Source organism: Micromonospora sp. NBC_00860, from assembly GCF_045207375.1.
Lineage (GTDB): Bacteria > Actinomycetota > Actinomycetes > Mycobacteriales > Micromonosporaceae > Micromonospora > Micromonospora vinacea.
In genome coordinates, this window is sequence record NZ_CP108825.1 from 231,852 (window position 1) to 244,236 (window position 12,385).

A 12,385-nucleotide genomic window follows, 5' to 3' on the forward strand; every position below is an offset into this window, starting at 1 on the left:
GCCGGGCCGCCTGAGGGGTCCGGCACCCGGCGGACCGGTCCCACCCCACTACCACTGCGGGCCCCGATCGACTCAGGTCGATCGGGGCCTGCAGTGGTGCTGTCGTTCAGACGGCGGGGGAGTTGGGGCGGTCGACATCGACGAACTCCACGTCCTCGACGGCACGGTCGTCCCGGCTGCCGGCGGCCCGTGCGGCGGAGCCGACGGCCCAGCCGACCGCCGCGCCGACGAGCGCGGCGCCGATCAGGAGCGTCCAGGGCAGTGCCGGCTGGCGGCCGGCGAGCGCGTCGAAGGCCAGCGAGGCGCGGCGTCGCGCCTCCTCGGCCGCGGATCCCACCAGGTCACCCGCTCCGTCGGCGAGGTCGCTGCTGTTCTGGCGGGCCGAGCGGGCGGTGTCCCGCACGCTGTCTCCGGCGTAGCTGACGGCTGAGAGCAGGTGCTCCCAGGCCTGGTCCGCGATCCGCTCCGGCTTGCTGCGGCGGTCCAGCAGGTTGGTTCCGAACATCGTGGTTACCTCCTCAGGTGCCGAAGCCGCCGGCCACTTCGGACTTCGGCGTCTTTCCAGCGCGTCACGGTGTCGCCTACCCCGCAGTGCCCCGCGTCAGCCGGCCGCAAACCCCGACCGCCGCGGAGCACCGGTAACTCGGGGCACCGGAACTCCGGCCCCCGACTCAGCGCACCGCTGACACGGCCACGCCCCGGGCGAAGTCGTCGTCGTCATCGTCGTCATCGTCGCCCCCGCCACCGAAACCGCAGGCCAGGACGAGGGCAAGCAGAACGCCGACGCCGGCCAGGCCGGCAAGTCGCTTGATCATCGAAGATCCTCTCCGTCGCGGTGGTGTCCCGGCCGATGCTAGGACGCGTCGGCAACCGGGGCGTGGATCGCCGCTGGCCGGCGGTGGGCGACACGCCGACGGCACACGGGGAAGGTGTAGGTGGTGGGCCGGTTGTCGGGTGTGCCGGCCGCGGACCGCTACCCTGGTTCGGCGGCGCGTCGGTCACGACCGATCGTCGGTGCTCAAATAACAAAAAGTCTTGAGTAATCAGATACTGAAAAGTGCGGATATGGGTGGCTTTGTGGGCCCGGATCCGCGAATTGCTCATCCCGAGGGGTGGCGACCGAGGCCGTCGGAGGAATACTCTCGGTCGCGGCCCGCGTACTGATGAGGCGCCCGGGGGACGGGCGGGTGGAGGTGCTCGCGTGAGCCTGTCGATCGTGAAGTCGGTTCTGTCCGGTGGTGTCGTGGAGATCGCCCCTCGGGGCGAGATCGACGTCGACACAGCGTACGAGGTGCGCGAAGCGATCGCAGAGGTGCTGGCCAAGGGCCGCCCGCTGCGCATCGAACTCAACATGAGGTTGGTCACCTTCATCGACTCCGTCGGCATCAGCGCCATGGTGGCCGGCTTCCAGACGGCCGAGGTCAGCGACGTCAAGCTGGTGGTCACCGAGCCGAGCCGGTTCGTGCACCGGCAGCTGTGGGTGACCGGTCTGCTCGGCCTCTTCGGTGCCCCGGAGCCCTACTTCGCCGGCGCCGCCACCCCCGAGGTGCTGCCCGGCGCCTGAGCGCGCCGCAGCACCCCGTCAGGGCTGCTCGTCCAGGCCGGTCAGGTCGATGTCGGTCGCCTCGGTGACCGCCCGGATGGCCGTCACCGACGCGTACCCGGCGGCCAGCAACGCCACGTCCGTGCCGGGCTGTGCGGCCTGCCCCGGCTCCTCCAGCGAGGTACGGACGAACCCGTGGCCGGACTCGGCCACCGTCATCTGCACCTGACCGAAGCTGGCCAGGCTGCCTCGCCGCACCCCGCGCAACTGCCCGTGCGGCAGGTCCGGGGCGTTCACGTTGAGCACGCTCTCCATCGGCGCGGAGGTCAACCGGGGGAGCAGGTCCAGGGCGACCCGCGCGGCGGTGCCCCAGTGCCGCTCGGCGTCGCGTACCCGGGCGGCGGCGTCCACCGCCGCGCCACCGCTCGCGGCCGTCGCCTCACCGGCCGAGAGCACGTCGAGGGAGACCGCCATCGCCCGGCAGCCATTCGTGGCGGCGGTGAACGCGGCGCCCACGGTCCCGGAGTGCAGCACCGCCCGGCCGGCGTTGGCGCCCCGGTTGACCCCGGAGAGCACCACCGACGGCGGTGGACCGAACGCCCCGTGCAGGGCGATCAGCGTGATGAAGCCGGGGGACCCGGCGACCCCGTACGCAGGCACCCCCGCCAGGTCCGGCAGCGGGTGGTCGTTCACGACGACCCGCCCGTCCCGCTCCATGGCGCTCATCGCGGCGCTGGTGCCGCTCGCCTCCTCCATCGGCGCGGCCACCACCACGTCCAGGCCCCGCTGCCGGGCCGCCCAGGCCAGCGCCTGGATGCCAGGTGCCGCGATCCCGTCGTCGTTGGTGATCAGCACCCGCACTGTCATCGCTCGACCACCCGGCCGGCCAACTCGTCAGGGGTGGTCCGCTCCTGTTGCCGACTGTCCGCCGGCACCAGCCGGACCCGGTCCACCAGGCCGGTGATCGAGTCCAGCCGCCCGGTGCCCAGGCCGTGCCGGGTGACGTTGAGCGCGCCGGCGGCGGCCCCGGTGCGGATGGCGGTCCTGATGTCACCGCCCCTGGCCACGACGGCAGCCACCCCGGCGGTCATCGAGTCACCAGCGCCGCGCGGGTCGGCGGCCTCCAGCCGGGGCATCTCGACCTGGAACAACTCCCCGTCGATGAGCGCCAACGCCGGCTGGTCGGCGCGACTCACCACCACCGTCTCGGCGCCGCCCGCGTGCAGCTCGTACATGGCCCGGGTCAGCTCCTCGGTGTCGTCGCTGCGGGCGCGGCCGTCGCGTATCAACTCCTCGTGACTGACCTTGAGGAAGAACACCCCGCTCTCCAACACCGAACCGAGGTGGTCGCCGGAGAGGTCGACCACCACCCGGCCGCCGTTGGCGCCGAGGTCGGCGGCGAAGCGTCGGTACAGGTCGGCGGGTACGAGCCAGGGCTCGTTCGGCCCACTGAGGATGCTCACCGAGGCCCGTAGGCCCTCGCCGAGGGCGAGGTTGTACAGCTCGTCGATCTCGTGCCGGCTCAGCGGCTGTCCGGGCACGTCGGCGATCTCCTGCCGGGAGCCCTCCCGGCGATCGTGCACGTACCCGCCGCTGCCGGAGTCACGGACCACCACCTTGAGGTTGACGCCCTCGCTGACCAGCAGCGGCTCCAGCACCTGGCCGATCTCACCGCCGAGGGCGGCGCAGAGCACCACGTCGACTCCGAGGGAGATCACCATCCGGGCCTGCCAGACGCCCTGCCCGCCGGGGTGCAGGTGCAGCTCGGGGTGGTCGTTGGGCTGGTCCACTGTCACCGTCAGCTGTGGAGTGGGCGCGAAGACCATCACGTGCCCGCTCATCGGTCGTCGCCGTTCATGCTGGCCGCCCTCCGGCATCTTCGGAAGATTTTGTACTAACCGACCTTAATGGCGCAGGTGGTGACAGGTCGTCGCATCCGCCCGGTCCGGCGCGGCGCTGGGGGCCGCCGGGCGTTGCCAGGCAGACATCGGTACGGGACGATCGGGCGACCAACGACGGCGGGAGACGGTGTGCTCAGCAGCGATACCTTCAGCTACACCGTCCAGGCCCGGTGCTCACCCGCCGAGGCGGCCGCGTTGCTCAGTGACCTGACCCGGCAGGGCGAGCTGCATCCGCTGATCGTCCGGGTCCGCCGGGTGCCGCCCCGGCCCGGCGCCCAGGCCAGTTACACGATCAACGACCGGTTGGCGGCCGGTCCGCTGCGCTTCCGGACCACCTACCACGCGGACGTGCTGATCAGCGAGGCCGACGAGATCGTCATGGTGGCCCGCCAGTGGCCCGCCACCACCGTGCGCAACCACACCCGACTACGCGCCGAGCCGGACGGCCTGGTCCGCATCGACGTCGAGATCACCCTGACCGCGCCGACGCCACTGTTCCGCTACGCGTTCCGCCAGGCGCAAGCCGCTCACCTGGCCCTCGCCACCCGGCTGGGCGCGGCCCTCGACCGCACCGGCAACCCGCCGCCCACCTGAACCCGGCGCCCCGAGGCTCGCGCACCCGCTTCGTCGATCTTGCAGTTCCGGTTGTCGATATCGGTGAGATGCCCCCTTTGTCGGGACAGCAAGTGCAAGATCGCGGCGCAGGGCAGGCCGTGACCTTGGCGCGTACCGCGGGTGGGCACCTAGGTTGTGGTCGCGGCGCGAGCGCGGTTCGTGCGGGTGGTTCGGGCGGCGGGACGCCGGCCCCACGGCTTGTAGGTGGACAGCACCGTCGCGATGATCATCAGGCTGGTCGACACCGCCGGCGCGATGACCAGATCGGCGCGATCGCGTGCGGGCAGGGCGGCGCCGACCGCTCCGGCGTGGCGCAGGTTGGGGGTGAGCAGGAACAGCACCAGCCCGACCATCACAGTGGTGAGCACCAGCTTGACCAGCACCCACCGGTGGCGCAGCAGGCCCCACGGGGTGAGCAGCGAGCTGGCGACTCCGATCAGCCAGACCAGGACGCTCAGCGGCGCGAACAGCAGCGTCCCGACCAGGGCCGTGACCGGATAGACCACCGCCGGGTCGGCGCCCCGCTGCACGGCGATGCCGAGGGTGAGTAGCACCAGGTCGGCGCCCAGCCAGCCGAGCGAGGTGACGAGGTGCAGGGTGAGCAGCGCCTTGCGGGTGGCGGGTCGGATCCGAGGCATACGCCGATGCTGCCCGCCGGCCCCGGCCGGGTCGTCCGACGAGCGACGACATCAGGGGTACGCCCGGCGACGTAGCCCGGCCCCGGACACGCGTGATGCCTGTGAGCCGTCCCGGTGGCTCACAGGCATCACGACGCGTGGGTCAGTAGACCGACAGGTGCACGTGGTTGGTGTGGTCGGTGGACGGGGTGCCGTGCGCCCCGCTGTACGACTTCCACCCGCTGCTGGGCAGCCAGATCTGCCTGTACCAGATCACGTAGAGCACGGCGAGCCGGTCGGCGTTGCGGATGAAGTACGCGGCCAGGTTGTTGCCGTACGTCTTGTCGCCGCCGGTGGCGTTTCCGCCGAAGCCGTTCTTTTGCGCGGCGAAGTCGCAGGCCCGGCCCTTCGGGTGCTCACCGGAGCCGCTGGGGCGGTGGCACGAGACGTACCGGGTGAAGCCCGCGGACTTGGCCTGGTTGAGCGCGTGCAGGGTGCGCGGGGTGATGCAGCCGTTGGCCGGCGTGGGGTCGTTGACGCTGCACGACTCGGAGGGCCAGGAGCCGTCGGAGTTGCGCGGCGCGGCCTTCGCGTTGGCGCTGGAGGTGCCCCGGTTGGAGCCGGCGTCGGCGGTGGTCTGCGGCTTGGGCGTGGTGGCCACGGTCAGGGCCCGTTCGGCCTGGTCCTTGCGCTTGGCCATCACCGCGACCTGCTTGCGCTGTTCGTTGATCTCGCCGTCCAGGGCCACCCGGGTGCGGTTGGCCTTGTCCTTGCTGTCGAGCAGGTCGCGAAGCACCCGGTCCTCGTTGGCGGCCACCGCGTCCAGCGCGGCGGCCCGGTCCATGAAGCCTTCCGGGGTGTTGCTGTTGAGCAGCGCCGACATCGCGCCGAGCCGGCCGGTGCGGTACGCCACCTCGGCGATCTCGCCGACCTTGCCGTTGCGCTGGCCGATCTCGACCTCGATGGTCTTCAACTGGGTGGCGAGCTGCTGTTGCCGTTTCACTGAGGTGTCCAGGGCGCGCTTCGCGTCCAGGTAGCCCTTGCTGGCGGCCTCGAGTTGGGCGCGCAACGCCGGGGTGCCGCCCTCCTCGTCTGAGTCGGGTGCGGCGGCCCGCAGGCCGGTCGGGGGAGCGGCCGAGGCGGTGCCGGCCGGGAGCGCGACGCCGAGGGTGAACATCGCGACGATCAGGGCCGCCAGTCGGGCGGCGGGTGGTCGTGCTGGTGCCACTGCGCATGTCCTTCCGTCAGCCGCCGACCGGGTTAGCTGACGGGTTCGGGACGGAAGATCCCTACCGCTGACGCGGATACACCCCAGGAACATGGTTCCCCGGTTCGCCCGCTTGGGCGATTAGGCGGCGGCCGCCACCGGCGCCGGGAAGGCGCCGCCTGGTGGAGGCCGGGACCGAGCCTACCGGTGCCGGTGGGGCGGCTGCAGCCAATGTGACGGACGGTGCGTGCGTCACCACGGAAAATTACGGCAAGAGCGGAGGAAAGCTCCGAAAAGCCCCCTCACCACTCGATGGAGCCGCACGCTCCGGAGGCGGCGCCCGGCTCGATCTGCAACGTCGCGTGCTCGATGCGGAAGTCGTCGTGCAGGGCGGTACGCGCCGCGGTGAGCACCGCGCCGACCTCCGCGCCGGGTGCCATGGTCAGGTGTGCGGAGGCCACCTCCATGCCCGAGGTGAGCGTCCAGACGTGCAGGTCGTGCACCTCGACGACACCCGGGACGGCGGCCAGTCGGTCGTGCACGGCGGTCACCTGGAGGTGCTCCGGGGCGGCCTGCACCAGGATGCGGATGGCGGCGCGGGCCAGCCGCCAGGTGCGCGGCAGGATGAACACGCCGATGGCGACCGCGACCAGGGGATCTGCCCACCACCAGTCGGTGACGGTGATGAGCAGGGCCGCGCCGATGACGCCGAGCGAGCCGAGCAGGTCGCCGACCACCTCCAGGTAGGCGCCCTGGAGGTTGATGCTCTCCCGGGCCCCGGCGCGCAGCAGGGCGAAGGCGGCGACGTTCGCGAGCAGGCCGAGCACTGCCACCGCGAGCATCGGGCCGGCGATGACCTGGTGCGGGTCGCCGAAACGGCGGATCGCCTCGATCACCACGTAGATCGCCACGCCGGAGAGCAGGACGGCGTTGGCCAGCGCGGCGAGCACCTCGAGCCGGTAGAGCCCGAAGGTGCGCTGCGGGTCGCCGGTGGCCCGCCGGGTCGCCGTGATCGCGGCGAGCGCCATCCCGATGCCGAGTACGTCGGTGAACATGTGCCCGGCGTCGGAGAGCAGGGCGAGTGAGCCGGTGTGCAGGGCGACCACCGCCTCGACCACCATCAGGGTGGCGAGCAGCCCGAACGCCGCCCAGAGTCGACCTCGGTGCTGGTGTGCGGCATTGGCGACGGACCCATGGTGGTGGTCATGACCTGCGCCCACGAGAACCACCTTCCGCCGCTGGTCGGGACCCGGTCAAATGTATGCTCACATCGCTATGTGTGCAAGTGTACGGGCAGCGCCTCCCGCCGGCGGCAGTCCGCACACGTCAGCCGGTCGGGTCGATGGTGGTGAGCCGCTGGGTGGCCCGGGAGAGCGCCACGTACAGGGTGCGTACCCCGGCGCCCGGATCGGCCCGGATCTCGCTCGGGGCGACCAGCACCACCCCGTCGTACTCCATGCCCTTGGCCTCCAGGCTGGTCACCACCTGCAACCTCGGCGCGCCGAGTGCGCCGAGCCAACCGGCGACCTCGTCCCGGCGGGGGACCGGCGTGATCACCCCGACCGTGCCCTCCACCTCGGCCAGCAGGCCGGCGGCGGCCTCCACTGTCGCGGTCTCCAACCCCGACGCGGGCACCACAAGCTCGACCGGCTCGACCCCGGTGGAGCGGACGGCGGTCGGCAGCGGCAGGTCGGGGTAGAGCCGACGGATCTCCGCCGCTGCCACCGCGAAGATCTCCGCCGAGTTGCGGTAGTTCGTGGTGAGCGTGAAATCGTGTCGCTTGCGCCGGCCCAGCGCCTGGTCGCGGGCTCGGGTCAGCTCCTCCGGGTCGCCGGTCCACGCGGTCTGCGCCGGGTCGCCCACCACGGTCCAGGACGCCAGCCGGCCGCGTCGACCGATCATCCGCCACTGCATCGGCGAGACGTCCTGCGCCTCGTCCACCACCACGTGCGCGTACTCCCGGTAGTCCTCCGGACGCTCCCGGGCCGCAGCGCGGGCGGCCCGCTGCCGTTCGCCGAGCGTGCTCAACTCGCGCACGCCGCCGGCGAGCTGGAACGGGTCGCGTCGGGCCTTGGCCGCCTGCGCGGGCTTACCGAGCAGGGCGTCCAACTCGTCCAGCAGCGCCACGTCGGCGATGGTCAGCCCGGCCGAGTCCAGGTTCCGGTACGCGGCGTTGAGCAGCCGGATCTCCGCCGAGGAGAGGATGCCCCCGGCGTAGCGGCGCAGCCGGTCGGGCTGCGCCAGCCAGCCGAGCACGTGCCGGGGGTGCAGCCGGGGCCACCACGCCTTGAGGAACTCCCGGAACTCCGACCGCTCGGCGATCTCCGCCTCGAAGGCCGGCTGCTCCGGCAGCCGGCCGCTGCTCAGCTCACGGGCCTGCGCCCAGAGCGCCGCGAACACCCCGTCGAAACCGGCCCGGCGCACCTCGTTGCGTCGTGCGCCGCGTTGCAGCGCGCGGTCCCGGATCCGGTCCAGCGCGGCCCGGTCCAACCGCAGCAACGTGCCCCGGTAGAGCAGCCGCAGCTCACCCGGGCCGCCCGGCACCGCGTCGCGGGCCGCCCGCTCCAGCACCCGGCGCATCCGCAGCGAGCCCTTCACCGCCGCCACCTCGGGCGGGTCGGGGCGGGTGGCGGTCATCCCCGGAAAGAGCGTGCCCAGCGAGTGCAGGGTCGCGGTGTCCTCACCGAGCGACGGCAGCACGGAGCCGATGTACTCGACGAAGACCGAGGACGGGCCGACCACCAGGATGCCGCCGCCCGCGTAGCGGCTGCGGTCGGAGTACAGCAGGAACGCGGCCCGGTGCAGGGCGACAGCGGTCTTGCCGGTGCCGGGGCCGCCCGCGACGATCGTCACCCCGGAGCCGGGCGAGCGGATCGCCTCGTCCTGCTCCCGCTGGATGGTCGCCACGATGTCGCGCATGCCCCGGCCGGTGGCCTTGGAGAGGGTGGCCAGCAGCGCGCCGTCACCGACGACAGTCATCCCCTCCGGGGCGGCCGACGGGTCGAGCAGGTCGTCCTCGATCCGGGTGACCCGCTCGGCGCGCGACTGGATGGTGCGCCGCCGCACCACGTCCAGCGGCTGTGCCGGGGTGGCCTGGTAGAAGGCGGCGGCGGCCGGCGCGCGCCAGTCGACGACAAGCGTGACGGCGTCCTCGTCGCGGATCCCCAGTCGTCCGACGTGCAGCACCTGACGGTCGCGCAGGTCCAGCCGGCCGAAGACCAGCCCCTCGTGCTCGGCGTCCAGGGTGTGCCGCCGCTGCGCCGCGTGGAAGACCATCGCGTCGCGCTCGACCAGAGCGCCGTGCGTGCCCACCCGGGCCATCCGGTAGCCGTCACGCTCGGCGCGCACGGCCGACCGTCGCAGCTCGGCCAGTCGGGCGTACACCCGGTCGAGGTGTCGTTGCTCGACGGCGATCTCCTGCTCCAGGCCGGTCTGGTCGGTCAACGCACGCTCCTTCAGAGGTCGCCGGCAGGCGGCGGGAACCGCGCGGGCCAACCGAGAAGAGTACGGCCCCGGGCCCGACCCGCCGCGCCCGAGGTGCGCGAACGTACTCAGGCGCCCGTCTCGGCGGGGGTCGCTCCAGGGTGGGCCGGCGACGATTCGGTGAGCACCCGCCGCAGCACGCCGGTGAGCGCGGCGTTGACCTCGTCCGGCCGTTCCATCATCAGCATGTGCCCGGCACCTGGGCAGACGGTCAGCTCGGTGGCCGGCAGAGCGGCCGCGATCGACTCGGCGCACGGCGGTGGGGTCAACCGGTCCCGGTCGCCGACCAGGGCGGCGGCCGGCAGGTGGGCCAACGCGGCGAGGGTGTCCAGTCGGTGCTGGGTGCCGATGGAGGCGCGGAACCCACCGATCGAGCGCAGCGAGGCCCGGGCCACCGCCGACGTCACCAGGCGGATGTCGGCCGGCTCGCAGCGGTCACCGAAGAGCATCCACCGGATGCTCGGTTGCAGCGCGTTCAGCAGTGCCCGGGGCGCGCGCCACGAGCCACACCGGGCCAGCACGCCGGCGCCGGTCGTCTCGGCCAGCCGGATCAACCGGGCGATCCGCGGCGAGAGCCCGTAGACGGTGTGCGTGTGCCCCTCGGCGGTGGTCGAGACGAAGACCAGACCAGTGGTGCGGGCGGCGAAGTGCGCGGGGTGGCGGTGGGCGTACTCCATGATCGTCATACCGCCCATCGAGTGCCCGACCAGCACCACCGGGCCGGTCGGCGCCACGGCGTCGATCACCGCGGCCAGGTCGTCACCCAACTGGGCGACTGTGGCCGTGGGCAGCGCCATGCAGCTGGACCGGCCGTGCCCCCGCGCGTCGTAGGTGACCACCCGCACCGCGTCGCCGAACGGTGCCGCGGTGAGGGCTTCGACCTGCCGGTGCCAGGCCCGCCCGTCCAGCGTCCAGCCGTGCAGCAGGATGGCGGTGACCTGGGCGTCCGTCGGACCCGTCGCCTCGACGTTGAGCCGTACACCGTCCGGCAGGCCGACCTCGAACCGCTCCGGCATCGCCACCTCCCCAGGGCCGCCCAGTACCACCAGCACCGGGATACCCGGCGGTAACACCGGCTACCCGCCATGACACCACGCCAATCGCGCCGTCGCGAACATTCCCGACCTCGCCCGTGCGGGACGGCGGCGGGCCAAGCTGAACGGCATGGGGTCGTCGGGAGCACCCATGGGGGCGACGTCGGGGCAGGGACGGCAGGCCGGCGGTACGCCCCGCGCCGCGCTGGCCGACCTGCTCGCCGGTAACCGGCGGTTCATCAGCGGTCAGCCGGTGCACGGGCACGACGTCACGGCCGCCGCCGCCGCGGCCTCCGGCGACCAGCAGCCGTACGCCGTGGTGCTGGGCTGTATCGACTCCCGGGTGCCGTTGGAGGCGATCTTCGACCAGACCTTCGGTGCGATCTGTGTGATCCGTACCGGGGGCCACGTGCTCGATCGCGCGGTCTGCGGCTCGATCGAGTACGTGGTCGGCCAGCTCGGCGTACCGCTGGTGATGGTCCTCGGCCACGAGCGGTGTGGCGCGGTGGAGGCCGCCGTGGCGGCGCTACGCACGGGGCAGCGTCCCGGGGGGTCGCTGGCGCACCTGGTGGACGAGATCGCCCCGGCGGTGGCCGAGGCGGGGATCGACGATCCGGCGGTGCAGCCGCTGGCGATCCGCCGGCACGTCCGGCGCACGGTGCGCACCCTGCGCGAGGACGACCTGCTGGCCGGCCCCGTGGCTGCCGGCCGGGTCGCCGTGGTCGGTGGCCTCTACGACCTGGCCACCGGCGAGGTCACCCTGCTCGATCCGGGCTGACCCGGACCATGGACACGCGAAACCGCCCGCCGGGAACTCCCGGCGGGCGGTTTCAGTGGTGCGGTGGTGGAGGGCTCAGCCCTCGAAGACGCCGGCCGCGACCAGGCGCTTCTCGGTGGCCTCCCAGCCGTCACCCGGGTGGGTGGCAGCCAGGTTGTTGATCTCCGCCCGGATCTTGGCGGCGTGGCCGGCGGCGGCCAGCACGCGGATCTCCTCGACGAAGGCGTCGGAGTCCGTGCGCAGGTGCGCGGTCTTGCCGTTGGTCAGGTTCCGCACGTAGGCGTGCTTGCCGCCGTTGAGCGGGATGAGGTACTTGAACTCGCCCAGCACGCTGAGGGCGCCACCCTGGCCAGCCTGGCCGGCCCGGACGGACGCGCGCGCGGTCTTAGAGGTGTTGCTCGCCACGGAGGTACTCCTTGCAAGACGTACGGGAGGACTGGACGTCCGGGGGCTGTGTGCGGGTCGTACGTGACTCGGCCCGCGAAGGTGTAACGCGGCATAAGCCGCCGGTGGAACTGTACAGGACCACGACATCATGCTGGTCGTCGCGGTGTCCTGAGAGGCAACGGCGACCACCCGTCCGGCTATTCCACCCGGCGTTTTTTCCGATTCCCTGGCGCACCACGCGTCACAGAAGTCATCATGTGTTGCAGCAGCCACCTGGGTGGACGAGGTCGTAGGGGAAGACGCACCTCGCTCTCCGGGAGGTCACCGTGCCAACGCGTGGCGTCGTATACGTCCACTCGACCCCGCTCGCCGTGTGCTCGCACGTCGAGTGGGCGATCGCGCGCGTCCTAGCCGCGCCGGTCAACCTGCAGTGGACGGCTCAGCCCGTCGACCCCGGCGCACGCCGGGCCGAGTGCGGGTGGACCGGTCGTCCGGGGACGGGCGCCGAGCTGGCTGCTGCCCTACGGCAGTGGCCCATGATCCGTTTCGAGGTCACCGAGGAGCCGAGTCCCGGTGCCGATGGTGAGCGCTTCATGTACGTGCCGGCGCGTGGCCTGTTCCGGGCGACGGTCGGCGTGGCGGGCGACATCCAGCTCGGCGAGGACCGACTTCGGGCGCTGATGGCGGCCTCCCGGGCCCCGGAGGCGCTGGCGCACGCCCTCGACAAGGCGCTCGGCACGGCGTGGGACGCTGACCTGGAGCCCTACCGGTATGCCGGCGACGGCGCCCCGGTGACCTTGCTCACTCGGGTCGGTTGACC

Annotated in this window: 14 protein-coding genes and 1 riboswitch; of the genes, 4 read left to right on the forward strand and 10 right to left on the reverse strand. The window is 72.5% G+C overall.

Translation table 11 applies throughout. The features are described from left to right. Window positions 1-106: 106 nt before the first annotated feature. Entirely contained in the window at window positions 107-505 is a 399-nt protein-coding gene (locus OH804_RS01120; protein ID WP_196919152.1) for a hypothetical protein, read from the reverse strand. A 166-nt stretch (window positions 506-671) separates the two neighbouring features. Beyond that, a complete protein-coding gene (locus OH804_RS01125; protein ID WP_158629639.1) occupies window positions 672-815 on the reverse strand; it encodes a hypothetical protein in 144 nt (47 codons plus the stop codon). 386 nt (window positions 816-1,201) lie between these two features. On the opposite strand from OH804_RS01125, the gene OH804_RS01130 reads away from it, so the two are divergent. After that, window positions 1,202-1,564 carry an STAS domain-containing protein gene (locus OH804_RS01130; protein WP_030330302.1) on the forward strand — a complete coding sequence of 121 codons (363 nt, stop codon included), beginning with the start codon at window positions 1,202-1,204 and terminating at the stop codon, window positions 1,562-1,564. Window positions 1,565-1,582: 18 nt separating this feature from the next. On the opposite strand, the gene surE is transcribed toward OH804_RS01130, so the two are convergent. After that, on the reverse strand, window positions 1,583-2,410 hold the full coding sequence (gene surE / locus OH804_RS01135) for a 5'/3'-nucleotidase SurE (protein ID WP_406062183.1): 828 nt from the start codon (window positions 2,408-2,410) through the stop codon (window positions 1,583-1,585). Beyond that, window positions 2,407-3,384 (reverse strand): 1-phosphofructokinase family hexose kinase, encoded by a 978-nt coding sequence (locus tag OH804_RS01140; RefSeq protein ID WP_196919150.1) that lies wholly within the window; start codon window positions 3,382-3,384, stop codon window positions 2,407-2,409. Before OH804_RS01140 ends, surE begins: the two co-directional genes overlap by 4 nt. Window positions 3,385-3,573: 189 nt before the next feature. Here OH804_RS01140 and OH804_RS01145 point away from each other — a divergent pair, with 189 nt between their 5' ends. Continuing rightward, a complete protein-coding gene (locus OH804_RS01145) occupies window positions 3,574-4,038 on the forward strand; it encodes an SRPBCC family protein (RefSeq protein WP_196919149.1) in 465 nt (154 codons plus the stop codon). 149 nt (window positions 4,039-4,187) lie between these two features. On the opposite strand, the gene OH804_RS01150 is transcribed toward OH804_RS01145, so the two are convergent. The 5 genes from OH804_RS01150 to OH804_RS01170 form a co-directional block, all read right to left on the reverse strand. Next, on the reverse strand, window positions 4,188-4,697 hold the full coding sequence (locus tag OH804_RS01150) for a hypothetical protein (protein ID WP_406062185.1): 510 nt from the start codon (window positions 4,695-4,697) through the stop codon (window positions 4,188-4,190). A gap of 142 nt (window positions 4,698-4,839) precedes the next feature. Further along, window positions 4,840-5,904 carry a coiled-coil domain-containing protein gene (locus OH804_RS01155; RefSeq protein WP_372432922.1) on the reverse strand — a complete coding sequence of 355 codons (1,065 nt, stop codon included), beginning with the start codon at window positions 5,902-5,904 and terminating at the stop codon, window positions 4,840-4,842. Between the two features lie 5 nt (window positions 5,905-5,909). Continuing rightward, window positions 5,910-6,041, reverse strand: a riboswitch (cyclic di-AMP (ydaO/yuaA leader). Window positions 6,042-6,185: 144 nt separating this feature from the next. After that, entirely contained in the window at window positions 6,186-7,103 is a 918-nt protein-coding gene (locus OH804_RS01160; protein WP_196919147.1) for a cation diffusion facilitator family transporter, read from the reverse strand. Between the two features lie 106 nt (window positions 7,104-7,209). Further along, on the reverse strand, window positions 7,210-9,327 hold the full coding sequence (locus OH804_RS01165) for a HelD family protein (protein WP_406062187.1): 2,118 nt from the start codon (window positions 9,325-9,327) through the stop codon (window positions 7,210-7,212). Between the two features lie 107 nt (window positions 9,328-9,434). After that, on the reverse strand, window positions 9,435-10,382 hold the full coding sequence (locus OH804_RS01170) for an alpha/beta fold hydrolase (protein WP_406062189.1): 948 nt from the start codon (window positions 10,380-10,382) through the stop codon (window positions 9,435-9,437). A gap of 169 nt (window positions 10,383-10,551) precedes the next feature. Between OH804_RS01170 and OH804_RS01175 the strand changes: the two genes are divergently transcribed. Further along, window positions 10,552-11,178: a carbonic anhydrase gene (locus tag OH804_RS01175; protein WP_196919144.1), complete on the forward strand. Its 627-nt coding sequence runs from the start codon at window positions 10,552-10,554 to the stop codon at window positions 11,176-11,178. 75 nt (window positions 11,179-11,253) lie between these two features. Here the strand turns inward: OH804_RS01175 and OH804_RS01180 are convergent, their stop codons facing one another. Further along, window positions 11,254-11,583 carry a hypothetical protein gene (locus tag OH804_RS01180; RefSeq protein WP_030330285.1) on the reverse strand — a complete coding sequence of 110 codons (330 nt, stop codon included), beginning with the start codon at window positions 11,581-11,583 and terminating at the stop codon, window positions 11,254-11,256. Window positions 11,584-11,891: 308 nt separating this feature from the next. On the opposite strand from OH804_RS01180, the gene OH804_RS01185 reads away from it, so the two are divergent. Further along, window positions 11,892-12,383: a DUF3145 domain-containing protein gene (locus tag OH804_RS01185; protein WP_091409261.1), complete on the forward strand. Its 492-nt coding sequence runs from the start codon at window positions 11,892-11,894 to the stop codon at window positions 12,381-12,383. The last annotated feature ends 2 nt before the right edge of the window (window positions 12,384-12,385 follow it).

Excerpts from the sequence above, each read along its gene's own strand:
- OH804_RS01170 (WP_406062189.1), bottom strand. The coding sequence starts at position 10,382 with ATGCCGGAGCGGTTCGAGGTCGGCCTGCCGGACGGTGTACGGCTCAAC.
- surE (WP_406062183.1), bottom strand. The coding sequence starts at position 2,410 with ATGACAGTGCGGGTGCTGATCACCAACGACGACGGGATCGCGGCACCT.
- OH804_RS01140 (WP_196919150.1), bottom strand. The coding sequence starts at position 3,384 with ATGAGCGGGCACGTGATGGTCTTCGCGCCCACTCCACAGCTGACGGTG.
- OH804_RS01150 (WP_406062185.1), bottom strand. The coding sequence starts at position 4,697 with ATGCCTCGGATCCGACCCGCCACCCGCAAGGCGCTGCTCACCCTGCAC.
- OH804_RS01125 (WP_158629639.1), bottom strand. The coding sequence starts at position 815 with ATGATCAAGCGACTTGCCGGCCTGGCCGGCGTCGGCGTTCTGCTTGCC.
- OH804_RS01120 (WP_196919152.1), bottom strand. The coding sequence starts at position 505 with ATGTTCGGAACCAACCTGCTGGACCGCCGCAGCAAGCCGGAGCGGATC.
- OH804_RS01175 (WP_196919144.1), top strand. The coding sequence starts at position 10,552 with ATGGGGGCGACGTCGGGGCAGGGACGGCAGGCCGGCGGTACGCCCCGC.